The organism is Pseudomonas xantholysinigenes (assembly GCF_014268885.2).
Taxonomy (GTDB): domain Bacteria; phylum Pseudomonadota; class Gammaproteobacteria; order Pseudomonadales; family Pseudomonadaceae; genus Aquipseudomonas; species Aquipseudomonas xantholysinigenes.
In genome coordinates this window covers 2,661,924-2,684,546 of sequence record NZ_CP077095.1, presented here as the reverse complement: position 1 = coordinate 2,684,546, position 22,623 = coordinate 2,661,924, and the positions used below count along the sequence as shown (strand labels likewise).

The window sequence follows — 22,623 nt, the reverse complement described above, 5'->3', positions numbered from 1 at the left end:
TCCCGACCAGAAGCCATCCACCAGGCAAGGCTAGAACGCCGCCTTGAAGATCGCCTCGATCTCCACCTGGCTGGCCACCCGCGGGTTGGTCAACCCACAGGCATCCTTCAGCGCATTGGCCGCCAGCACCGGCACGTCCTCGACCTTGGCCCCCAGCTCCGCCAGGCCTGCCGGAATACCAATCGCCGCCGCCAGGTGCTCGATGGCCGAAATCGCCGCCCCGGCGCCCTGCTCGGCGTCCAGCCCGCAGACCTTGACGCCCATGGCCTTGGCCACATCACGCAAGCGCGCGGCACTGACCTTGGCATTGAAGCGCTGCACATGGGGCAGCAGTACCGCGTTGCATACGCCGTGGGGCAAGTCGTAGTAACCACCCAACTGGTGGGCCATGGCATGCACATAGCCCAGCGAGGCATTGTTGAACGCCATCCCCGCGAGGAACTGGGCATAGGCCATGTTTTCCCGGGCCTGCAGATCGGAACCATCGGCAACCGCCTGGCGCAGGTTGTCGTTGATCAGGCTGATGGCCTTGAGCGCGCAGGCGTCGGTGATCGGGGTGGCGGCGGTCGAGACATAGGCCTCGATGGCGTGGGTCAACGCATCCATGCCGGTGGCCGCGGTCAGGCCCTTGGGCATGCCGGCCATCAGCGCCGGGTCGTTGACCGACAGGATCGGCGTGACGTTGCGGTCGACGATAGCCATTTTCACATGGCGCGCCTCGTCGGTGATGATGCAGAAGCGGGTCATCTCGCTGGCCGTGCCGGCGGTGGTGTTGATCGCGATCAGCGGCAACTGCGGCTTGCTCGAACGGTCGACGCCCTCGTAGTCGCTGATATGCCCACCGTTGGTGGCGCACAGGGCGATGCCCTTGGCGCAGTCGTGGGGCGAACCACCGCCCAGCGACACCACGCAATCACAGCCCTCGCGCCGCAACATGGCCAGCCCCGCCTCGACGTTGGCAATGCTCGGATTGGGCTTGGCGCCGTCAAACACCCGCGCGTCGATGTCGCGCATCGCCAGCATGCCGGCGATGCGCTCGGCCACGCCGGCCTTGACCAGGCCCGCGTCGGTGACGATCAGCGCCTTGCGCAAGCCATAACCGGCGATGGCGGCCATCGCCTCCTCCAGGCAGTCGATGCCCATGATATTGACGGCGGGGATGAAGAACGTGCTGCTCATGGCCAGGTCCTCTCAAGCTGACGGTAGGGCTTGAGCATCTGCTTGTATGCGCTGCACGGCCTTGATCCAGCGCAAGGCTTCAGCCCATGAACAACCGATAGGCCGGATTGTCCGTCTCGTCCCAGTACGGGTAGCCCATGGCCTCCAGCGCCTGCGGCAACCCGGCCAGCTCATCGTCCGGTACCTCCAACCCGGCGAACACCCGTGCCTGGGCGGCGCCGTGGTTGCGGTAGTGGAACAGGCTGATATTCCAGCGCTTGCCCAAGCGTTCGAGAAAGCCCAGCAAGGCCCCTGGCCGCTCGGCAAACTCGAAGCGCAGCACCCGCTCCGTGGCCCCTGGCGCCGCGTGCCCGCCCACGGTGTGGCGCACGTGCAACTTGGCCAACTCGTTGTCGGTCAGGTCGAGCACTTGGTAACCCTGCTCGGCCAGGCTGGCCAGCAAGGCTTCGCGCGGGTCGTGCTGGGGGTGGGTCTGCACGCCAACGAACAGGTGCGCCTCCTTGCCTGGGTGATAGCGATAGTTGAATTCGGTGATCTGGCGCTTGCCCAGCGCCAGGCAGAAGGCGCGGAAGCTCCCCGGGCGCTCGGGGATGGTCACGGCGATGACGGCCTCGCGCTGCTCGCCCAGTTCGGCGCGCTCGGCCACGTGGCGCAAGCGGTCGAAGTTGACGTTGGCACCGGAGTCGATGGCCACCAGCGTCTGGCCCTTCACACCTGCGCGGGCCACGTACTTCTTGATTCCAGCCACGGCCAGGGCGCCGGAAGGCTCGGTGATCGAACGGGTGTCGTCGTAGATGTCCTTGATAGCCGCGCACAACTCATCGCTGCTGACCGTCACCACGTCATCGACGAAGTGCCGGCACAGCTCGAAACAGTGCGCGCCGATCTGCGCCACCGCCACGCCATCGGCGAAGGTGCCGACCTGCGCCAGCACCACCCGCTCGCCAGCGGCCATGGCGGCCTGCAGGCAGTTGGAGTCCTCGGGTTCCACGCCGATCACCTTGACGTCGGGGCGCAGGTACTTGACGTAGGCGGCGATGCCGGCGATCAGCCCGCCGCCGCCCACCGGCACGAAGATCGCGTCCAGCTGGCCCGGGTGCTGGCGCAGGATCTCCATGGCCACCGTGCCCTGCCCGGCGATTACATCCGGGTCGTCGAACGGTGGCACGAAGGTCGCCCCGTGGCTGTCGGCCAGGGCCAAGGCATGGGCCAGGGCGTGGGGGAAGCTTTCGCCATGCAAGACCACTTGACCGCCTCGCGAGCGCACGCCCTCGACCTTGAGCGACGGCGTGGTAGTGGGCATGACGATGGTCGCTGTCAGCCCCAGGTGTGCGGCGGCCAGGGCCACGCCCTGGGCATGGTTGCCGGCCGAGGCGGTGATCACCCCGCGGGCGCGCTGGGCGGGGCTCAGGCGCGAGAGCCGGGTATAGGCGCCACGGATCTTGAAGGAGAAGGTCGGCTGCAGGTCCTCGCGCTTGAGCAGCACCTGGTTGCCCAGGCAGGCCGACAGCGCCGGGGCGGCTTGCAGTGGGGTTTCGATGGCCAGGTCGTACACCGGCGCCGAGAGAATCCGCCGCACCTGCTCGGACAGCAGTTGCTGGGGCGTTGCGGGGGTACGCGAGGGAACGCTGAGGCTGGTCATCGATGACTCCTGGTTTTTTAATGGGCCCGGGAGTCAGAGAGAAAAAACCCGCCTCCAGGGCGGGTTCGGTGCGTGTGCGCGCTAGCCCGCCAATCCGATAATGGCGGTAATAATGCTCAGGGCGCGGCACTGCAGGCGTGTGTTCATGGGCTGGGAAAGTAGCCTGAGGCCACTTGGCAAGTCAACACATGCAGGCAATTGCGTGTGACCTGAGCGCAGGATTCCCCATTGACGCCTATCATGCGAATCACCCGGTCCCCCTTTTCCCCAATCACCTCGGTATCGTGCGCGGCATCCAATCCTCCTTGAAAAGGTGCCCCATGAAGCTGTTCGAACCGTTGCAACTTGGCCCACTGACCCTGCCCAACCGGGTGTTCATGGCGCCGCTGACCCGCCTGCGCAGCCTGGAACCAGGCGACATCCCCACGCCGCTGATGGCCGAGTACTACCGCCAGCGCGCCAGTGCCGGGCTGATCATCAGCGAAGCCACGCAGATCTCGTTCCAGGCCAAGGGCTATTCCGGCTCGCCGGGCATCCATACCCCCGAGCAGATCGCCGGCTGGCGCCGGGTCAACGAGGGTATCCACGCCGACGGCGGCCACAGCGCCGTGCAGGTATGGCACACCGGCCGGGTTTCGCACACATCGCTGCAACCCGACGGCCAGGCCCCGGTGGCGCCATCGGCGCTGCCGGCCAATGCCCGTACCACCCTGCGTGACGAAAACCACAACGTGATCCGGGTCGAGACCTCGACCCCACGCGCCTTGAGCGAGGCAGAGATCGCCGGCATCGTCGCCGACTTCGGCCAGGCGGCGGCGAATGCCCGTGAAGCCGGTTTCGACTTCATCGAACTGCACGCTGCCCACGGCTACCTGCTGCACCAGTTCCTCACCCCCAGCGCCAACGCCCGCGAGGATCGCTACGGCGGCAGCGTCGAAAATCGCGCGCGCATCGTGCTGGAAGCGGTGGATGCCGCCATCGCCCAGTGGAGCGCGGACCGCGTGGGAATACGCATCTTCCCGCTGGGTGGATTCAACGGCATCGACAATGGCGAAGACCAGGAGGCTGCCGGGCTGTACCTGATCGGCGAACTGGCCAAGCGCAACCTGGCCTACCTGCACTTGTCCGAGCCGGACTGGGCCGGTGGCAAGCCGCTGCGCGATGAGTTCCGCGAGGCAATTCGGGCTGTCTATCCGGGGGTGATCGTCGCGGCCGGGGCCTATACCGTCGACAAGGCCGAAGACCTGTTGGCCCGTGGCCTGATCGATGCGGTAGCCTTTGGCCGCGCGTTCATCGCCAACCCGGACCTGGTCGAGCGCTTGCAGCAACAGGCACCGCTGAACCCGCATCGGGCGCAGTTCGACTATGCCAATGGGGCTGAGGGGTATACCGACTATCCATTCCTGCGACAGGCTTGAGTAGTCGGCGAGCTTTCGTGATGGGCCACGCACCTGTGGGAGTGGGTTGATCGGGACACCGCATCGCCGTGAAGAAGGCGGTGCGGTGCCTGGCGCCGCCCTTCCTTACCCCAACGCATCCAACGCCTGCGCCGCATAAGCATGCGAGCGCTGCCGCGCCAGTGGATCATGCATCCGGCAATCGATCATCAGTTCATCCGCCCCCGTCGCTGCGATCAGCTCGCGCAACCCCTCCTGCACTCGTTGCGGCCCACCGCTGACCGTACAAGCCATCACTTGCTCCAGCACTGCCCGCTCATGCCCAGGCAAGCCTTGCACATAGCCTTCACGCGGCGGAGGTAACAAACCGTAGCGTCCAACATGCAGGTCCAGCATCCACTGGCGATGGGAGCTGGCCAGGTAATCGGCCTCGGCGTCGCTGGCGGCGGCGAACAGGTTCACCCCGACCATGACATAGGGTTTGGCCAGGTACGGCGAAGGCTGGAAATTGGCCCGGTAGTGCGCGATGGCCTGCATCAGGTAACGCGGCGCGAAATGCGAGGCAAAGGCATACGGCAGGCCAAGACGGGCCGCCAGGTCGGCGCCGAACAGGCTGGAACCGAGGATCCACAGCGGCACTTCATGCTGCCCAGGCACGCCACGCACGCCGCGCTGGCCGTTGTCGGCCAGGTAGTCGCGTAGTTCGGCAATATCCTGTTCGAAGTCACGCTCCGGCACCGCGCCGCGCAATGCTCGCACGGTTGGCCCGGAAGTGCCGGGGGCGCGCCCCAGGCCCAGGTCGATGCGCCCAGGGTGCAAGGTGTCGAGGGTACCGAACTGCTCGGCCACCACCAGCGGCGCATGGTTGGGCAGCATGATGCCGCCGGCGCCGACGCGGATCTGCCGGGTGGCATTGGCCACCTCGTTGATCATCAGCGCGGTGGCGGCCGAGCCGATGCCGGGCATGTCGTGGTGCTCGGCGATCCAGTAGCGGCGATAGCCATGTTGCTCGACATGGCGAGCCAGCTGGCGGGTTTCCTCGATCGCGTCAGCGAAGGTCTTGCCTTCGCCGATCATGACCAGGTCCAGTACGGACAGGGCAGTCATGGGGGCTCCTGATTGGACTTTGAATGACTGCACAGTGTCGGGGGTGAGTGACCGACGGATAAACCGCCCTGGCGGCCCTGCACCAGGGAACAGGATTCCCCAAAGGATTCAGATCTCCCACGGCACGCCGCCCTCCCAGCGCGCCACCAGCAAGTCGATGAAGCCACGCACCCGCGGCGACAGGTGACGCTTGCTGGGGTAGACGATGCGGATCGGGTCCGCCGGTGGCCGATAATCGTGCAACACCTCGACCAGCCCCCCCGCGCGCAAGTCGTCGCTGGTGATGTAGGTCGGCAGGTGAATCAGCCCGAATCCCGCCCGCGCACCGGCGAGCATGGCCTCGGAACTGTCGATGTTGAGCCGCCCCGGCTCCTCGCACAGGTGCAGCCCGGCGTCGGTGCGAAAGCGCCACGGCGCGGACTTCTCGCCAACCAGGAAGGCAATCTTGTCATGCCCATACAAGTCCGCTGGCACCTGCGGCGTGCCGTGGCGCTCGAGGTAGCCGGGCGAGGCGCAGGTGACGAACTGCTGCCAGGCCACGGTGCGGGTCAGCAACTGCGAGTCTTCCTTCGGCGCGCCGATGCGCACCGCCACGTCGACGCCCTCCTCGACCAGGTCGACATAGCGGTCGGTGAAGCGGATGTCCGCGCGCAGGTCGGGCCACTGCTTGAGGTAGGCATCGAGGATCGGCAGCACATGGCGCTGGCCGAACGACAACGGCGCGGTCAGGCGCAAGGTGCCGGTGGGCTTGCCGCGGCGCTGGGCCATGGTGGTCTCGACCTCGTCGAGGTCATCGAGGATCTGCCGCCAGCGCTCGAACGCCACCAAGCCTTCGTCGGTCAGGCTCAGCTTGCGCGTGGTGCGGTTGAGCAGGCGCACGCCCATGCGTGCCTCCAGGCGGGCGATGCTCTTGCCCACCGCCGAGCGGGTCAGGCCCAGGCTCGCCGCCGCGGCCGTGAAGCTACCGGCCTTCACGGCGCTGACGAAGGCGGCGATATCGCCGAAGCGGTTGGGTTCCATGGTGTTTTTCCGAGAGAGCCAAGACCTGCTAAATGGGTGCGCCCTGGCCGATTGCAAGCCTCAGAACTGCACGCCACGGGTCAGGCCGCCATCGACCAGCAGGTTGGTGCCGGTGATGAAACTCGCCGCCGGGCTGGCCAGGAACACCGCCGCCCGCGCCACTTCGTCCGGTCGCGCCATGCGCCCCAGCGGGTTGGCGGCCAGGCTGCGGGCGAAGGCCTCGGGCTGCTCGCGCTCGATCTTGCCCCACACGCCATCGGCGAAATAGACATTGCCCGGTGACACGCAATTGACCCGGATCCCGTCGCGGGCATGGCGTGCCGACAAGGTCTTGCCATAGTGGTTGAGGGCGGCCTTCAGCACCCCATAAGGCTCATCGAAGCTGCTCAACTCACGCCCCGAGACGCTGGAGATCAGCACCAGCGCCGCCCGCGCCGAGGCTTGCAGCCACGGCAGCGCCGCCGTGACCAGGCCCACCGTGCCCAACAGGTCGGTCTCGAACGCCTGGCGCCAGATCGCCGCCTCACGGCCATGGGCCAAAGCGCTGACATTGGGCACGACGATATCGATACCGCCCAGCCACTCGCCGGCCTGTTCAACCCAGTTCGTGACCTGCTCGGCCTTGGTGATATCCACCGCCCAGCCTCGGGCGTGCTCGCCCAGCTCGGCCTCGGCGGCCCGCACTCCGACCTGGTCGCGGGCGCAGAACGCCACCTGAGCGCCTTCGGCGAGGAAGGTTTCGACGATCGCCCGGCCAATCCCGCGCGTGCCGCCACTGACCAATACCCGTGCGCCTTGCAGTTGCAGATCCATGAAATGTGCCCTCTGGCTGGTTGAAGTGGCGCGAGTCTAAGCGCCAAAACCCGCCAGACCGCCTCGCGGGACGAGAAAAGCCACGCAGTTCGACATTGCCGAACAAACGCGCCAGCAACCCTGGTCGAATACGGGCACAATGGCCGACCATCACACCCCAGGGGCACCGCCATGTCCGCCAACAGTCGCCAGATCCAGTCCCTCGAGCGGGCCATGCACCTGCTCGAGCTCATCCGCGCCGAGGGCGGGCGGGCGCGCCTGAACGATCTGGCCGAACGCAGCGGCCTGGGCAAGAGCACCGTGCATGGGCTGCTCGATACCCTGATGTCGCTGGGCTACGTCAGCCGTGACCAGCGCCATTACGCCCTGGGCCTGCGCCTGCGCCAGCTGGCGCAACCGGTGAACGAGGCCGAACAGCGCCTGCGCCAGGCCTTCACCCCGGCCCTGCGTGCCTTCGCCGAGCTGAGTGGTGAAAGCTGTTTTCTCGCCGTGCCCGGCGGCACCCGCGCCTACCTCACCCTGGCGGCGCTCGATGGCCGTGGCCAGGCCCTGCAACTGCCAGCGGACACCCGCCGCGACGGCCTCGGCACCTCGGCGATCGGCAAGGTACTGCTGGCCCACGACCGTCAGCTGGCACGGCAACTGGCCCGTACCCAAGCGCTGCCCGACGCCCTGGAACAGGAACTGCACCAGGTTGCCAACCAGGGCTATGCCCTGGACCTGGCCGCCTCACGCCCCGGCCTGCACTGTTTCGCCCTGCCCTTGCGCCTGCGCGGCCAGGTGGTCGCCGCGCTGGGGGCCGGCGGCCCGGCCGAGCGCCTGCAGGCACCGGTAATGCGGCGCATGGCGAGCCGGGCGATGCGCGCAATGTTCGACCTGGTGAAGTGCTAGGCCGCATCGCCCAGCCGGGCACTGGTCAAACAGCGCGGACCGTCTTTACTTGCAGGTACAGCCTGAACCCTCGGTGTATGCCCATGAAGATCGTGGTCACCAGTATCCTCGTCGACGACCAGGCCAAGGCCCTGGCCTTCTATCACCATGTGCTGGGCTTCGAGCCCAAGGATGACATCCCCCTGGGCAAACACCGCTGGCTGACCTTGACCTCACCCAACGATCCCAACGGCGTCGAACTGTTGCTCGAACCCGACGTTCATGCGGCGGCCAGGACCTACAAGGCCGCGCTCAAGCAGGACGGCATACCGGCCACCTCGTTCGGGGTGCGCGATATCCAGGCCGAGTACACGCGCCTGTGCGCCGCCGGCGTGCACTTCACCCAACCACCCACCGCCATGGGCCCCGTCACGGTGGCGGTGTTCGACGACACCTGTGGCAACCTGATCCAGATCGCCCAGCGTCACTAGGCAATCACCGCCTTGCCTGATGGCTGGCGCAACAGCCTTGCGCTACATTGCTGGCTCCCCCGGCGCAGCCACAACAAGGAAAACCCATGCGCTACGAGTTCAGCGAAGTGCTCAATGACTTGGTCGATTATTTCCTGCTCGGCGATATCCAGTTGCTCGAGCAGTTCAAGCAAGACAACGACCTGCCCGACGACCTGGCCCGCGCCTTCACCACCGGCGACAGCGGCGACCAGGCGGTGCGCGACGGTGTGATTCTGCCGTTGGCCGGCATCGACAACCTGCCCTACCACATCCTGTTCACCCTCGATGGCCGCACCCCGGCCCTGCTCGAGTCCGGCAGCCGCCTCAAGCACCGTCGCGGCGGTTACTGGCTGCGGGTCGAGAACGGTGCGCTGATGCTGTTCACCTGGCGCATCCTGCAGCATTTCACCAACAAGACCCTCGGTGACCTGCTGGCGCGCTACCAGGAGCCGGGGCGGCCGATCATCGAGCTGGACAATGGCGGGTATGAGGTGGAGGTGCTGGCAGGCGCGCTGGTGCGCGACGGGTTGTACGAACCGGCATTCGAATTCGTGTTGCGCAAGGCCCATCGGCCCAAACCAGGCGCCGAGGTGGATGTCGGCTATCGCTACGCATTGCGCGGGTATTACGACTGAAATGCCCGGTAGGAGCCGGCGTTGCCGGCTCCTACTTGTCGGCCTCAGGCATGGTTGATATCGCGGTCCTTGGTCTCGGGCAGGAAGAAGATCCCCAGCACCGCGGTCATCACCGCAATCACGATCGGGTACCACAGCCCGTAGTAGATATCCCCCGTGGCCGCGACCATGGCGAAGGCCACCGTCGGCAGGAAGCCGCCGAACCAGCCATTGCCGATGTGGTATGGCAGCGACATCGAGGTGTAGCGAATGCGCGCCGGGAACAGCTCCACCAACCAGGCGGCAATCGGCCCGTAGACCATGGTCACGTAGATCACCAGGATCGTCAGCAACAGCAGCACCATGGGGTAATGAATCTTCGCCGGATCGGCCTTTTCCGGGTAGCCCGCCTCTTTCAGCGCCGTGCCCAGGGTGGCGGTGAAGGCGTCGTTCTGCGTCTTGAAGTCCGCCGCAGCGAGGCTGCTGCCGTCAAAGCTCGGCAGTACCCGTTCGCCTATCCGCACCTGGGCCACGCTGCCGGGTTCGCCGGCCTGGTTCTCGTAGGGAATGGCGCGCTTGGCCAACAGGCTCTTGGCGATGTCGCACGAGCTGGTGAAGCGCGCCTTGCCCACCGGATCGAACTGGAACGCGCACTGGGCTGGGTCGGCGATTACCACCACCGGGTTCTGCTCCTGGGCGACGAACACGTCCGGGTTGCCGTATTCGGTGAGCCCCTTGAAGATCGGGAAGTAGGTCAGCGCGGCGATGATGCAGCCAGCCATGATGATCGGCTTGCGACCGATACGGTCGGACAGGCTGCCGAACAGGATGAAGAACGGCGTGCCGATCAGCAGGGAACCGGCGATCAGCAGGTTGGCGGTCTGCGGGTCGATCTTGAGCATCTGCAGCAGGAAGAACAGCGCGTAGAACTGCCCGGTGTACCACACCACCGCTTGGCCGGCGGTGCCGCCGAGCAACGACATGATCACCACCTTGAGGTTGTCCCAGCGGGCGAACGACTCGGTCAACGGCGCCTTGGACGCCTTGCCTTCGGCCTTCATCTTCATGAACACGGGTGATTCGTTGAGCTGCATGCGGATGTACACCGAAATCGCCAGCAACAGGATCGACAGCAGGAACGGCACCCGCCAGCCCCAATCCTCGAACGCCTCGGTGCCCATGGCCGTGCGACACGCCAGGATCACCAGCAACGACAGGAACAGGCCGAGGGTGGCGGTGGTCTGGATCCAGGCGGTGAAAAAGCCCCGTCGCCCCTTGGGCGCGTGCTCGGCTACATAGGTGGCCGCGCCGCCGTACTCGCCGCCCAGCGCCAGCCCTTGCAACAGGCGCAGGGTGATGAGGATCACCGGCGCCGCCACGCCGATCGCCGCATAGCCGGGCAGCAAGCCGACGATGGCGGTGGACAGGCCCATGATCACGATGGTGATGAGGAAGGTGTACTTGCGCCCGATCATGTCGCCGAGCCGGCCGAACACAATGGCGCCGAACGGCCGCACCGCGAAGCCCGCGGCGAAGGCCAGCAAGGCGAAGATGAACGCCGTGGTTTCATTGACCCCGGCGAAGAAATGCTTGGCGATGATCGCCGCCAGTGAGCCGTAGAGGTAGAAGTCGTACCATTCGAACACCGTGCCCAGAGACGAGGCGAAGATGACCTTGCGCTCCTCCCGGGTGATGCCGCGTTGGGGCGCGCTACTGCCCGTGGATGCGCTGTCGAGGACCGCCATGGGTCGCCTCCGGGATGAACGGTGCGGGCCGGAGTATTCCCATCAGTCTCGAACGCACATACCCAGGCCACAGGGCTTGAAGGTTGCGCGAAGCACGACGAGGCGTAGCCTCGGATCGCGGCAAGGTAATCTGAAGCATAATCATCTTTGCCTGGATATCCAGCCACAGGACTGAACGGCAGACAAACAACGCAAATGGATGAGCCATGACCGTACAACGCGACACCGCCTGGCAGGGCGAGCTCTGGCTGGCCGACGACCATTGCCTGCTGCTGGGAACGCCGGGACGGACCTCGGCCCATGCGCACTATGCCCATCAGGTACTGATCGCCCAGCACGGCGAACTCTGCCTGGATATCGCCGGCCAGCGCCACACCGGCGCCCTGCTGGCGGTGCCGTCGCTACAGCCGCATGCCGTGCTGGCACGGCCGGGTCCCTGCATCACCCTGTTCGCCGAGCCGCTGGCCTTCGAATTGGACACTTTGCTGGACCTGTGCCGGCAAGCCGATGGTAACGCCCAGGACCTCGCCAGGCGCTTGCGCGACTGCCCACGCCGCCCGCTCGACCCGCGCCTGGCCGCGGCCTTGGCGCGCCTGCGGGCGCTGGACGAACAACCTTTGCCGGCCCAGGCCCTGGCGCAGGCGGCAAGCCTTTCGCTGAGCCAGCTTGAACGGCTGTTCAGTGCCCGCCTGGGGCAGTCGGTGCGACGCCTGGTACTGTGGCAGCGCCTGCGCCTGGCGCTGCAGCGGGCGCTGGCCGGCGACAGCCTGACCGAGGCGGCCATGGCTGCCGGTTTTGCCGACTCGGCGCACCTGTCGCGCAGCCTGCGCCAGCAATTCGGCATCCGCGCCAGCGAGGCGCTGCGTCAGCTGCGCTCAAGCACCCTTGCCTAATGCCTCGCGCAAGGCCGACGGCACTTTGGCCGGTGGCTGCGTCTCGCGCCCGGCACGCCACGGCTCGCGCAGTTGCGCCAGGTACCCAACCGGGTAGTCCGGACGGTCGCCGATACCCATGTCGTCGTCGGCCAGGGTGTAGCCCGGCAGGTACAGCGCGGTGCCGAGCAAACGATCCCACAGCGACAGGAACAAGGCGAAATTGACATCGCCCAAGGTGCCGTACTTGAGGTGATGCAAGCGATGCACCGGTGCCCAGGCAAACACATGGCGCAGCCAGCCAATGCGCATGTCGACGTTGCTGTGCTGCAACAGCAGCTGGATGGCGATGCTGAATGCCAGCAGCGCCGCGACATCCTGCGGCAGGCCCAGCAGTACCAGCGGCAATACCCCGCCCAGGGCCTCGGCGATCTGGTGCAGCGGGTGTTTCATCAGGCCATTGAAGCCATACAGCCGGGTCACGCTGTGGTGCACCGCGTGCAGTTGCCAGAGCCAGCGGCTACGGTGGCTGGCGTAGTGCACCAGGGTGATGCCCAGGTCCGCCAGCGGAATCGCCAGCAGCAATTGCCAATGCAAGGCCCAGTGGCTGGGCCAGTAACCGGCGGTCGGCAGCCAGCCGGCCAGCAGCGGCACGGCGGCGATGCTGACGCTGTTGAGGGTTTCGTTGACCAGGGCGTGCAGGTAATCACGCGGCCCCTCGCCCATGCCTGAGGCCCAGGCTTGCTTATAGGGATACAGGCCCTCGCAGCAGAACGACAGCAAGATCGCCACCGCCAGCAGCGGCCACAGCCAGACGATGCTGGCGCCGAGGTGAATCAGGTACAGCGCGGTACCGATGAAACCGAAGAACAGGCATGGAGCGTAGAGGATGCGCATGGTCAGGTTCGTCTCTGGTTGGGGAGACGGCAGTGTCGATTGACATCCGCGCCTGACGCTTGAACGAATGGCGCATGTTGCGCTTGGGGCATGCGGCGGATAGGCGCAAGGCAACGTGCTACCTGGCACCGGCTTCGCCGGTGTTCGCGGGCAAGCCCGCTCCCACACGGATCGCGCCAGATGCTAGAAATTGAGCAAGACAGTTGCTCCCACAAGCCTCAAGACGTGCGCTGCCCCTCAGATCCGCCGCCGCCCACCCACCTGCGGAACGGTCGATCGCGCAATCTCCACCTGCTGCGCCTGCCGCTGCGTATGCGCCGCCAACCCGGCCAAGGTCGGCTGGCTGAATACCGTACGTGCATCGGCATGCAACCCCGCCTGGCGCATGCGCGCCACCAGGCTGACCGCCAACAGCGAATGCCCGCCCAACTCGAAGAAGTTGTCGTCACGACCGACCTGCTCGACCTTGAGCACCTCGGTCCAGATCTGCGCCAACGCCTCTTCCAGTGCATCCTTGGGCGCCGTATAGGCGCGACTGATCACGGCCTCGGCCCCTGCCACCGGCAAGGCGTTGCGGTCGACCTTGCCGTTGGGGCTCAGCGGCAACTCGGCAAGCAGTACATAGGCCGACGGCACCATGTACGCCGGCACCCGGGCCAACAGATAGCCGCGCAGGGCCTCCGGCGCGGGCGCCAACTGGCCCTCGCGGCAAGTTACATAGGCCACCAGGCGCTCGTCGCGCACCAGCACCACGGCCTGGCCCAGCGCCGGATGGGCCATCAGCAGCGCCTCGAGCTCGCCCGGTTCGATCCGCAGCCCATTGAGCTTGACCTGGAAATCGTTGCGGCCAAGGAACTCCAGCTCGCCGTCGGCGCGGTAGCGCACCAGGTCGCCGGTACGGTACAGCCGGTCACCCGCAACGAACGGGCTGGCAATGAACCGCGCCGCCTGCAACGCGGGCAGGCCCAGGTAGCCACGGGCCACGCCCATGCCGCCAATATGCAGCTCGCCGCTGCACCCCAGCGGCACCGGACGGTCCTGTGCGTCAAGCACGTAGAGCCGGGTATTGCCGATGGGGCGGCCGATCGGCGGCGCCTTGAGCGGCAGCGGTGCATCCGCTTCAAGGGTCCAGGCGGTGCTGTCGACGGTGGCCTCGGTAGGGCCGTAGACATTGTGCAGGCGCACCCGGGGCAGTAGTTCGCGCAGGCGCTGGGCCAAGGCCAGGGTCAACTCGCCACCGCCACAGAAGATATCGGTGAGGCTGTTGCACTGCGCCACCCCCGGCGCATCGAGGAATGCATGCAGCAGGGCCGGCACGAACTTGACGATGCTCACCCGCCGCGCCTTGATCAGTTGCACCAGGTACTCGGGGTCGCGGTGGCCGTCCGGGCGCGCCAGCACCAGGCGCAGGCCGGCGCACAACGGCCAGAACAGCTCCCACACCGAACCGTCGAAACTGAACGGCGCCCGTTGCAGCAACGCGCCGTCGGGCTGCGGTGGGCACAGGCTCGAGCCCCAGTGCATCAGGTTGCACAGGCCACGGTGCTCGACCATCACCCCTTTCGGCGTGCCGGTGGAGCCTGAGGTGTACATCACATAGGCCAGGTGCTCGCCCGTCAGCTTGTCGAGCGCCGGGGCTTGCTCGGCGTGCGCTTGCCAGTCCGCCAGGTCGAGATCGACCAGCGTGGTGGCCTGATCAGCGAACAGCCCGCGTGTGGCAGCGTGCACCAGCAAGGCCACCGGCGCACTGTCGGCCAACATGTATTGCAGGCGTTCGTCGGGGTAGCCCGGGTCCAATGGCACATAGGCGCCCCCGGCCTTGAGCACACCCAGCAGGCCAATGAGCAGCGCCGCGCCACGTTCGACGCACACCGCGACCCGCTGGTCCGGCCCAACCCCCAGGCCGATCAGGTGGTGGGCCAGGCGGTTGGCCTGGGCATCCAGCTCGCGGTAGCTCAACTGCCCTGCCTCGCTCTGCAGTGCCACGGCATCCGGCGTGCGCCGCACCTGGGCGGCGAACAGCGCCGGCAAGTGTGAATAGGCGCGATCCAGCGCCACCTCGGTGTCATTGAGGGTCTCCAGCAGGTACGCACGCTCCTCGGCGGGCAAGCTGCTCAGGCCGTCCAACGGCAGCGCCGGATCTGCCTGCAACGCCTCGGTCATTGCCTGCAGCGCGCATTCGACATGCCCCAGCACCCGCGCCGCGCCCAGTTCGCCGGGCGCGCGCACAGCCAGGCGCAACGCCTCGCCATCATCATCCACGGTCAGCACCAGGGCGTGGCTGTGCACTTCGCTGGCCTCCACCAAGGTCACGCCCGGCAACGCCAGGTGTTCGAGGGCCGCGCCTTGGCGGTAGTTGAGCAGGCAGTCGAACAGCGCCACCCCGGCCGGCAGGCCGCTGCAACGCTGGGCCATTACCCGTGGCGCGTCCTCATGGGCCAGCAACGCCGCCAGTTGCGCATGGGTCGCCGCCAGGGCCTGGCCGACACTGCGCCCGGCCAGCGCGACCCGCAGCGGCAGGCTGTTGACGAACATGCCCAACGCTCGCTCGGCGCCCTCGCCCGCCATCACCCGGCCCAGCAGCACGCTGCCGAACACCACCTCGTCGCGACCACCCAGCGCGCCAAGCACCTGGGCCCAGGCCAGGTGCAGCAGGCTGCCCAGGCCGACATCGTGCTGGCGCGCCAAGCGCCGCATTGCGCTGACAAGGGTCGTCGAGAGCCTTGTCACGCAGCTGTCCGGCGTCCCCTGCTCATCCATCCCCGCCAAGCGCGGCGGCGCCTCGACGGCGGCCAGGGTGGCGCTGAAGAACGCCTCGTGACCGGCCTGACGGGCCGGATCGCGGCTGCGAGCCACATAGTTGCGATAGGCCACCGGCGCCGGCAACGTCTCGACCTGGCCGAGCATCGTCGCGCGCAACTCGTTGAGCAGCACCTGCACCGAGACCGCATCGTTGACCAGGTGATGGAAACGCAACAAGCCCAGCCACTGTCCCTGGTCCTCGACACAGGTCAAGGCCATCATCGGCGCCACGCGCAAATCCAGGGCCTGGCCGTGGGCACGCAATGCCGCCACGGCGTCTGCGGGGCTGGCGTCGAGCAACGTCAGCGGCAGCCTGGCCTGGCGCCAGACCACCTGCTGCGGCTGCTCCAGGCCCTCCCAGGCCAGGCTGGTACGCAGAATGTCATGGCGGGCGATGACCTGCTCCAGCGCCTGGCTGAAGGCGTCCAGGTCCGCCCGGCGCTCGAAACGGAACAACGCATCTTGCTGGTAGGGGTCGCGGGCCTCGGTGAGGTGGTGGTAGAGCAGGCCTTCCTGTAGCGGTGCGAGCGGATAGATCTCCTGCACATTGGCCGTGCCGCCTGGCACCGTGGCGACGATCCGCTCGATGGCGTCCTGCTCCAGGGTGGCCAGGGCAAGCAAATCGGGGGTGATCCGTGCGCAACCCAGCGGCACCCGGTTGGCCGCCACCCTAGTGGCCGGCCCCGTCTCGACGGCGGCGGCCAGGCTGGCCAAGGTCGGCTGACCGAACAGCACCTGGGCGTCGACCTGCAGGCCTTGTTGGCGCATGCGCTCGATCAACTGCACTGCTAGCAGCGAATGCCCTCCCAGCTCGAAGAAATGGTCCTGGCGGCCAACCCGCTCGACCTGCAACAGCTCGGCCCACAGCGCCGCCAAGCGCTGTTCGATCGCCCCCTGAGGTGGTTCGTGGGCACGCCGTACCTGGGTGTCGGCGCCCGCTGCCGGCAAGGCGCGGCGGTCGAGCTTGCCATTGGCGGTCAGTGGCCAGGCCGACATCGGCACATAGGCCGCAGGCAGCAAGGCGGCGGGCAACCGCGCGCGCAAGTGCTGGTGCAGGGCCAGCGGGCTGGTCGGTGCCGCGCCGATGTACCAGGCCACCAGCTGCCCGTCGCGCAGCAGCACCACCGCCTCGCGCACGGCGGCGTCAGCAACCAGCGCGGCCTCGATTTCGCCCAGCTCGACCCGCACGCCACGGATCTTCACCTGGTCATCGTTGCGCCCGAGGTACTCCAGGGTGCCGTCGCCGCGCCAACGCACCAGGTCGCCGGTGCGGTACAGGCGCGCGCCGGGTTGCGTGGCGAAGGGGTCGTCGAGGAAACGCTCGGCGGTCAGCCCAGGCCGGTTCAGATAGCCCCGGGCGACCCCGGCGCCACCAATGTACAGTTCGCCGACAGCACCGATCGGCAATTGGCGCAGGCGCGCATCGAGCACGTACAACCGGGTGTTGGCGATCGCGCCACCAATATGCAAAGGCGCACCGGGCTCGACAGGCCCCGAGGTGGCCACCACAGTCGTTTCGGTGGGGCCGTAGTTGTTGATCACCTGGTACTCCCGCTCGCGGGCCAGGCGCCGCAGTCGATCACCCCCCACCAACAGCGTGCGCAAGGTCGGGTGCGGCAGGCCTTGGGCGAAGGCATGCTCGGCCACCGGGGTCGGCAGGAAGCTCACCTGCAACGGCTGAGCGCGCCACCAACGCAACAGGCCGTCGATGTCCTCGGCGCCCTCGCCCACCGGCGCCAAGTGCAAGGTCGCGCCGGCGCACAGGGTCGGCCAGACTTCCCAGGCCATGGCATCGAAACCAAAGCCAGCCAGGCTCGAGGCATGGCTGCCGGGTCGCAGGTCGAAGGCCGTGCAATGCCAGTCCACCAGGTTGGCGAGCATGCGCTGCTCGACCATCACCCCCTTGGGTTGCCCGGTGGAACCGGAGGTGTAGATCACATAGACCAGGCTGGAGGCACCAAGGCCCTCGATGCGGGGGTTGGCCTGTGGCGCGGACGTCGGGGCGAGGCGATCCAGTTCGATCACCGGCAGATCGCCGAACGTCACGCTTTCGCGCAGGTCGGACTGGGTCAGCAGCACCTTGGGCGCGCAATCGCGCATCAGGTAGTCGAGGCGCTCGCGGGGATGTGCCGGGTCGATTGGCACATAGGCCGCGCCCGCCTTGAGCACGGCCAACAGGCCGACCAGGGTATCGAGCCCGCGCCGGGCCAATACCGCCACGCGCTGCTCGGGCCCCACGCCCAGGTGTATCAGTTGCGCGGCAAGGGCATTGGCCTGCTGGTTGAGGGCGCCATAGGTCAGGCGGCGACCTTGCTGCTCGGCCGCCACGGCATCGGGATACCGGGCCGCATGGTCCTCGATGCGGCGGTGCACCAGACATTCGCTGGGAGCGGCGCTGGCCGTGGCATTCCACTGTGCGAGCAGGTCTTGCTCGGCGTCTGTCAGTAGCTCGAAGTCCTCGACCGCGCGCTCCGGTTGCGCCAGCCCTTGGGCCAGCACCCACAGCAGGCGCTCACCCAGCGCCCGCGCCTCGTCGGCATCCACCCAGGCCAGGTTGTGCACCAGGTGCAGCCAGGCCTTGCCGTTGTGCCGGTTGCTGCGCAGGTACAGCGACAAGGGTGTGGGCTCATGGTCGTTGCTGACCTTCACCGAGTGCGCCGGCAAAGCCCCGTAGCGCAGGTCGTTGCCCTCTTCCTCGAAGGATACCGTCACCTCGAACAGCTGCGCGCGCTCCTCGCGCAGTAGGCCAAGCGCACGGTTCAGTTCGCTCACCGGCAGGCGTTGATGGCGCAAGTCATGTCGCAGGCGGTCGGCGATGGCGCGCACCAACGCGGCGAAACTCAGTTCACGGCCAAAATCCATGCGCAGGGCGCTGACCTGGGCGAACAGCCCCAGCGTCGCCTTGTGCCGGGCTCCACCGCGATTGCGCAGCGGCAGGCCGACCACCCAGTCGTCGCGCTGGGCGCTGCGGGTGCAGCACACATGCAGCGCCGCCAGCAGCACATGCAGCGGTGAGGCCTGCAACTCGCTGGCAAGCTGCTGCATACGTGCCAGCACCTGCGGCTCGAACGGTTGTTCGTATGCCTGGCTGGGCGAGGTGGCAGAGGGCCCGCGTTCACGCGGGCGCAACAGCGCATCGGGCAGTCGCTGGTACTGCGCCTGCCAATACTCACGGTCGCGTCGCTCGCGGGCCGACCCCTGGTAGGCCAGGTCCTCGTCGATATAGGCGCGGTAGGACGGCGCCGCGACCGGCAACGGCAAGCCCTGCTCGAGCAGCCCGTAGTACTCCCCCAATTGATGGAAGAACTGTTCGAAGCCCCAGCCATCGAGCATCAGGTGATGGGCCTGGGCGGCCAGCCGGTAGCGTTGGTCGCCCAGGCGGATCAGCGCTACGCGCAACAAGGGCCCTTGATCGAGGGCGAAGTGCTGGCGCATCTGCGTCTTCACCAGATGCTGCGCGGCGGCGTCCGGGTCGCTGTGCGCACGCAGGTCGTGCTCGTCCAGCGGCACCGCCATCGCCTCGACGAAACGCTGGCGTGGCAGCCCGCTGCCAGCCGGGTCGGGCAGCAACTGGGTACGCAAGCCGTCATGCACGCGCACCAAGTGCGCCAGGGCCTGGCGCAATCGGGCCAGGTCGATGGCGCCGTCGAGCTCGACGTAGCCGCCAATGTTGTACAGCGGCGAATCACCATGGCTCAACTGGTCCAGCCAGATGTCGCGCTGGGCGGTGGTCAGGGCAAAGCTGTCGGCGGCGAACATGAGGGGGCGTCATCCTTGAAACGGGTCGTCCGCGCATTCAAGCATCGCCCGGCAAGTACTGTATGGCCCGACAAACCCGGACAACCCGACCAGCGGACGTGGGTCGGACGTAGCTGGGCCATTGCCTAAAGAGCCCTGTAAAGGCACTGATTTTTTTGTAGGACATTGGCGCCTGCCCACCACCAGCAATGACCTCCCCCACAGCCTTGTCGCAGCCATTGGTCACGATCTGGTCGATTTCTGACGCAAATTGTCCGACAAACCGACGCACGCTCACCCTGTCGGGCACACACAAGGCGGCTTTCCACTGCCGCGAAAATGGCCTTTCCTGTCCCTGGTTTCCATTACAGACGCCGGCTTGGAGCCTGCTATTCAATACCGCCAAACCCGCACCACAGAGAGGACTCGACCGCGAGACCCAACCGCAGCGTTAGCGAATCAAGGAAGAAAGCACATGAAGCTGACCGACAGCCGCACGCACCACCACGACCCGCTCCTGTACCTGCAGCTGGGCGCCTTGGTCGCCAGTACCGGCGACCAAGGCTTCGCCGAGCAGATGTTCGAGCTGGTCAGCGGCCTGGTACCGATTCATCGGCTCGATCTCAGCGAATGGACCCTCGACAGCGAGCAAACCCGTATCCACCAAGTCAAGGTCCTGGGCAACGCCGGCTACCCCGCCGCCGTCACCACTACCCGGCCGCTGCGTCATCCGTTGCTGCAGAGCATCATGCGCATGGAAGACCCGCTGCTGATCCAGATCAACACCCCGGTGAACGCCGAGGGCGACGCCCACCAGTGCAAGCTGGTCTCGCGCAGCGGCAACCGCCGCTGGGTGATCTGCTGCTACCGCCAGCCGACCCAGCGGGCGTTCTCCCTGGCCGAGCTGTCATTGCTCAAGACCCTGTCGGACACCTTGCTGCCGTTGGTCGAGCACCACGCGCAACTGCTCCAGGTGGCCGGCCTGCGCCGACCTGGGCGGGAGCTGCCCGACGAAGCGGGCACCATGCGTCAATTGTTCGGTGATCGCCTGGAACAAGAAGGCATTCGCCTGTCCAGCCGCGAGCAGGAAGTCTGCATCGGCCTGCTGACCGGCGACACCGTGCCGCAACTGGCCCTGCGCCTGAACGTCAAGAACAGTTCGATCGAAACCTACCTCAAGCGTGCCACCGCCAAGCTGGGCGTCAGCGGTCGCCACGGCCTGGCCCGCTGGATGGCCGGTAACTGACCGCGAGACCCCGTCATGCCACGAACGACCCTACCCCTGCTTGCCGTGCTCCTGGCCGGCTGCACCTTGGCGCCGGACTACCAGCGTCCGGCCTCGCCCGCCCCCGCCCATTACCCCGAAGGGGCCGCCTACCAGCGCGGCCCCGCGGTCACGACCCTGCCCGGCGACTGGCAGGCGGTGTTCCATGACCCGGCCCTGCGCCAACTGCTGGCCGTGGCCATGGTCAACAACCGCGACCTGCGCCAAGCCGTGCTCAATGTCGAAGCCTACCGCGCCCAGTACCGTATCCAGCGCGCCGAGCTGCTGCCGAAGATCGCCGCCAATGCCCAGGGCACGCGCCAATACCTGCCCCGCCGCCGCACCGGCGGCGCCGGCATGATCAGCGCCCAGCAGTCGGCCACCGTCGGCATCAGCGCCTACGAGCTCGACCTGTTCGGTCGCCTGCGCAGTCTCAGCGACCAGGCGCTGCTCAACTACCTGGCCACCGACGAGGCCCGGCGCAGCGCCGAGCTGAGCCTGATCACCAGCGTCGCCGGCGCCTACCTGACCTGGCGCGCCGACCAGGAACTGCTGGCGCTGTCGCAACAGACCTTGCACGCCGACCAGCAGAGCCTGGGCCTGACCCAGCGCCAGCGCCGTACCGGCACGGTCTCGGCGCTCGATCAGATCCAGGCCACCACCCGCGTCGACAGCTCCCGCGCGGCGGTGGCCCGCTATACCCGCCTGGCGGCCCAGGACCTCAACCAACTCCAGCGCCTGGTGGGCATGCCAGTGCGCGACGACCTGCCGGCCATGGCCCTGGCCGACGAGCAGATCGCCCGGCTGCCCGCTGGCCTGCCGGCCGACCTGTTGCAGCGGCGCCCCGACATTCGCCAGGCGGAATATCAGTTGCAGGCCGCCAACGCCAATATCGGCGCGGCGCGGGCCGCGTTCTTTCCGAGCATCAGCCTGACCGCCAATGCCGGCAGCAGCAGCCGCGAGTTGTCCGACCTGTTCGACGCCGGCTCCGGCAGCTGGCTGTTCCAGCCGCAGATCAACCTGCCGCTGTTCAACGCCGGCAGCCTGCGCGCCAGCCTCGACTACGCCAAGCTGCAGAAGGACATCCAGGTGGCGCGCTACGAGAAATCGATCCAGACCGCCTTCCAGGAAGTCGCCGACGGCCTCGCCGCCCGCGGCACCTACCAGGATCAGCTACAGGCGCAGCGCGACCTGGTGGCGGCCAGCCAGCGCTACCATGACCTGGCCGAAAACCGCTACCGCAACGGCATCGACAGCAGCCTGGCCTTCCTCGATGCGCAGCGCGCGCTGTTCAGCGCCCAGCAGGGCCTGATCAGCGATCGCCTGGCGCAACTGCTGGCCGAGGTCAACCTGTATGCCGCGCTCGGTGGCGGCTGGGAAACGCCAACGAATCTGACCTACCAGCGCTCAGCGGCCCTGCCGAAGTAGACCGAGGGCGACACCCCCAAGGTGCGGCGGAACATGGCGCTGAACGCGCTGGGGCTGTCATAGCCCAGGTCCAGCGCCACCTCCAGCACCGATTGCCCGGCCGCCAGGGCGTCCAGGCTGGCCAGCAGGCGCATGCGCCGCAGCCATTGCACCAGGCTCAGCCCGGTTTCGCGCTGGAAGGCGCGCGTCAGGGTGCGTGGGTTCAGGCCGCTGTGGGCTGCGGCACGGGCCAGGCTCCAGGCCTCGGCGGGAGCCTGGCGCAGGGCCTCGCACAGCGCCTGCAACTGCGCCGAGCGTGGGCTGGGCACATGCAGGGCGAACACCGGCAGCACGCGAATTTCGTCGAGGATCAGTTGCATGATCCGCGCTTCGCGGCCTTGCGCTGGATAGTCCGGGGCGATGTCCATGGCGCGCACGATCAGCTCGCGCAGCAGCGGCGAGATCTCGATCACCTGGCATTGGCCCGGCAGGTCGGGCCGCGCGCCAGGGTCGACGAACAGCGTGCGCATGCGCACCACGCCGGCCATGCGCAGTTCGTGCTCGGCCGCCGCCGGCACCCACACCCCACGACCAGGCGGGACCACCCAGCTGCCTTCGCGCGCGTTGACCGTGACCACCCCGCTGATTGCGTGGATCAGCTGGGCCCGATCGTGGCAGTGCGGGGCGATGTGTTCGCCATGGCGGTAGTTCTCGGCGAGGGGCAGGATGATCGGGCGTGGCATC

At 67.3% G+C, this 22,623-nt stretch carries 16 protein-coding genes; 7 read left to right on the top strand and 9 right to left on the bottom strand.

Annotated elements, in window-relative coordinates:
- Nucleotides 1–30: 30 nt before the first annotated feature.
- Together yiaY and ilvA are read right to left on the bottom strand one after the other, a co-directional pair.
- A complete protein-coding gene (yiaY, locus tag HU772_RS12025) occupies nucleotides 31–1,179 on the bottom strand; it encodes an L-threonine dehydrogenase (RefSeq protein ID WP_186661496.1) in 1,149 nt (382 codons plus the stop codon).
- Between the two features lie 79 nt (nucleotides 1,180–1,258).
- Complete coding sequence (ilvA, locus tag HU772_RS12020) at nucleotides 1,259–2,821, bottom strand: threonine ammonia-lyase, biosynthetic (RefSeq protein ID WP_186661494.1); 1,563 nt, start codon at nucleotides 2,819–2,821, stop codon at nucleotides 1,259–1,261.
- A gap of 320 nt (nucleotides 2,822–3,141) precedes the next feature.
- On the opposite strand from ilvA, the gene HU772_RS12015 reads away from it, so the two are divergent.
- On the top strand, nucleotides 3,142–4,239 hold the full coding sequence (locus HU772_RS12015; protein ID WP_186661492.1) for an alkene reductase: 1,098 nt from the start codon (nucleotides 3,142–3,144) through the stop codon (nucleotides 4,237–4,239).
- 105 nt (nucleotides 4,240–4,344) lie between these two features.
- On the opposite strand, the gene HU772_RS12010 is transcribed toward HU772_RS12015, so the two are convergent.
- From HU772_RS12010 to HU772_RS12000, 3 genes are all read right to left on the bottom strand, one after another.
- Entirely contained in the window at nucleotides 4,345–5,325 is a 981-nt protein-coding gene (locus HU772_RS12010) for an LLM class flavin-dependent oxidoreductase (protein ID WP_186661490.1), read from the bottom strand.
- 108 nt (nucleotides 5,326–5,433) lie between these two features.
- Complete coding sequence (locus HU772_RS12005; RefSeq protein WP_186661489.1) at nucleotides 5,434–6,345, bottom strand: LysR family transcriptional regulator; 912 nt, start codon at nucleotides 6,343–6,345, stop codon at nucleotides 5,434–5,436.
- Between the two features lie 60 nt (nucleotides 6,346–6,405).
- A complete protein-coding gene (locus HU772_RS12000; RefSeq protein ID WP_186661487.1) occupies nucleotides 6,406–7,158 on the bottom strand; it encodes an SDR family NAD(P)-dependent oxidoreductase in 753 nt (250 codons plus the stop codon).
- Between the two features lie 171 nt (nucleotides 7,159–7,329).
- On the opposite strand from HU772_RS12000, the gene HU772_RS11995 reads away from it, so the two are divergent.
- The 3 genes from HU772_RS11995 to HU772_RS11985 all read left to right on the top strand — a co-directional run bounded on the left by HU772_RS11995 (nucleotide 7,330) and on the right by HU772_RS11985 (nucleotide 9,175).
- Nucleotides 7,330–8,049 (top strand): IclR family transcriptional regulator, encoded by a 720-nt coding sequence (locus tag HU772_RS11995; protein ID WP_202885387.1) that lies wholly within the window; start codon nucleotides 7,330–7,332, stop codon nucleotides 8,047–8,049.
- Between the two features lie 83 nt (nucleotides 8,050–8,132).
- Complete coding sequence (locus HU772_RS11990; protein ID WP_186661485.1) at nucleotides 8,133–8,519, top strand: VOC family protein; 387 nt, start codon at nucleotides 8,133–8,135, stop codon at nucleotides 8,517–8,519.
- An 86-nt stretch (nucleotides 8,520–8,605) separates the two neighbouring features.
- Nucleotides 8,606–9,175, top strand: a complete 570-nt coding sequence (locus HU772_RS11985; RefSeq protein ID WP_186661483.1) for a hypothetical protein — start codon at nucleotides 8,606–8,608, stop codon at nucleotides 9,173–9,175.
- A 44-nt stretch (nucleotides 9,176–9,219) separates the two neighbouring features.
- Here the strand turns inward: HU772_RS11985 and HU772_RS11980 are convergent, their stop codons facing one another.
- Nucleotides 9,220–10,899 carry an MFS transporter gene (locus HU772_RS11980; RefSeq protein WP_186661481.1) on the bottom strand — a complete coding sequence of 560 codons (1,680 nt, stop codon included), beginning with the start codon at nucleotides 10,897–10,899 and terminating at the stop codon, nucleotides 9,220–9,222.
- Between the two features lie 206 nt (nucleotides 10,900–11,105).
- Between HU772_RS11980 and HU772_RS11975 the strand changes: the two genes are divergently transcribed.
- Entirely contained in the window at nucleotides 11,106–11,792 is a 687-nt protein-coding gene (locus HU772_RS11975; protein WP_186661479.1) for a helix-turn-helix domain-containing protein, read from the top strand.
- Here HU772_RS11975 and HU772_RS11970 read toward each other — a convergent pair.
- Together HU772_RS11970 and HU772_RS11965 are read right to left on the bottom strand one after the other, a co-directional pair.
- Nucleotides 11,775–12,668, bottom strand: a complete 894-nt coding sequence (locus HU772_RS11970; protein ID WP_186661477.1) for a sterol desaturase family protein — start codon at nucleotides 12,666–12,668, stop codon at nucleotides 11,775–11,777. The genes HU772_RS11975 and HU772_RS11970 overlap by 18 nt on opposite strands.
- A gap of 237 nt (nucleotides 12,669–12,905) precedes the next feature.
- On the bottom strand, nucleotides 12,906–19,229 hold the full coding sequence (locus HU772_RS11965; RefSeq protein ID WP_186661475.1) for a non-ribosomal peptide synthetase: 6,324 nt from the start codon (nucleotides 19,227–19,229) through the stop codon (nucleotides 12,906–12,908).
- 454 nt (nucleotides 19,230–19,683) lie between these two features.
- Here HU772_RS11965 and HU772_RS11960 point away from each other — a divergent pair, with 454 nt between their 5' ends.
- Entirely contained in the window at nucleotides 19,684–20,454 is a 771-nt protein-coding gene (locus tag HU772_RS11960) for a helix-turn-helix transcriptional regulator (RefSeq protein ID WP_186661473.1), read from the top strand.
- 15 nt (nucleotides 20,455–20,469) lie between these two features.
- On the top strand, nucleotides 20,470–21,900 hold the full coding sequence (locus HU772_RS11955; protein ID WP_186661471.1) for an efflux transporter outer membrane subunit: 1,431 nt from the start codon (nucleotides 20,470–20,472) through the stop codon (nucleotides 21,898–21,900).
- Here the strand turns inward: HU772_RS11955 and HU772_RS11950 are convergent.
- Nucleotides 21,870–22,622 carry an AraC family transcriptional regulator gene (locus HU772_RS11950; protein WP_186661469.1) on the bottom strand — a complete coding sequence of 251 codons (753 nt, stop codon included), beginning with the start codon at nucleotides 22,620–22,622 and terminating at the stop codon, nucleotides 21,870–21,872. The two genes, HU772_RS11955 and HU772_RS11950, sit on opposite strands and share 31 nt — an antisense overlap.
- Between the last annotated feature and the right edge of the window lies 1 nt (nucleotide 22,623).

What these genes read in the sequence shown, in the direction of transcription:
- HU772_RS12015 (WP_186661492.1), top strand. Translation starts at nt 3,142, where the DNA reads ATGAAGCTGTTCGAACCGTTGCAACTTGGCCCACTGACCCTGCCCAAC.
- HU772_RS11995 (WP_202885387.1), top strand. Translation starts at nt 7,330, where the DNA reads ATGTCCGCCAACAGTCGCCAGATCCAGTCCCTCGAGCGGGCCATGCAC.
- HU772_RS11985 (WP_186661483.1), top strand. Translation starts at nt 8,606, where the DNA reads ATGCGCTACGAGTTCAGCGAAGTGCTCAATGACTTGGTCGATTATTTC.
- HU772_RS11960 (WP_186661473.1), top strand. Translation starts at nt 19,684, where the DNA reads ATGAAGCTGACCGACAGCCGCACGCACCACCACGACCCGCTCCTGTAC.
- yiaY (WP_186661496.1), bottom strand. Translation starts at nt 1,179, where the DNA reads ATGAGCAGCACGTTCTTCATCCCCGCCGTCAATATCATGGGCATCGAC.
- HU772_RS11955 (WP_186661471.1), top strand. Translation starts at nt 20,470, where the DNA reads ATGCCACGAACGACCCTACCCCTGCTTGCCGTGCTCCTGGCCGGCTGC.
- ilvA (WP_186661494.1), bottom strand. Translation starts at nt 2,821, where the DNA reads ATGACCAGCCTCAGCGTTCCCTCGCGTACCCCCGCAACGCCCCAGCAA.
- HU772_RS11975 (WP_186661479.1), top strand. Translation starts at nt 11,106, where the DNA reads ATGACCGTACAACGCGACACCGCCTGGCAGGGCGAGCTCTGGCTGGCC.
- HU772_RS12000 (WP_186661487.1), bottom strand. Translation starts at nt 7,158, where the DNA reads ATGGATCTGCAACTGCAAGGCGCACGGGTATTGGTCAGTGGCGGCACG.
- HU772_RS11950 (WP_186661469.1), bottom strand. Translation starts at nt 22,622, where the DNA reads ATGCCACGCCCGATCATCCTGCCCCTCGCCGAGAACTACCGCCATGGC.
- HU772_RS12010 (WP_186661490.1), bottom strand. Translation starts at nt 5,325, where the DNA reads ATGACTGCCCTGTCCGTACTGGACCTGGTCATGATCGGCGAAGGCAAG.
- HU772_RS11965 (WP_186661475.1), bottom strand. Translation starts at nt 19,229, where the DNA reads ATGTTCGCCGCCGACAGCTTTGCCCTGACCACCGCCCAGCGCGACATC.
- HU772_RS11990 (WP_186661485.1), top strand. Translation starts at nt 8,133, where the DNA reads ATGAAGATCGTGGTCACCAGTATCCTCGTCGACGACCAGGCCAAGGCC.
- HU772_RS11980 (WP_186661481.1), bottom strand. Translation starts at nt 10,899, where the DNA reads ATGGCGGTCCTCGACAGCGCATCCACGGGCAGTAGCGCGCCCCAACGC.
- HU772_RS12005 (WP_186661489.1), bottom strand. Translation starts at nt 6,345, where the DNA reads ATGGAACCCAACCGCTTCGGCGATATCGCCGCCTTCGTCAGCGCCGTG.
- HU772_RS11970 (WP_186661477.1), bottom strand. Translation starts at nt 12,668, where the DNA reads ATGCGCATCCTCTACGCTCCATGCCTGTTCTTCGGTTTCATCGGTACC.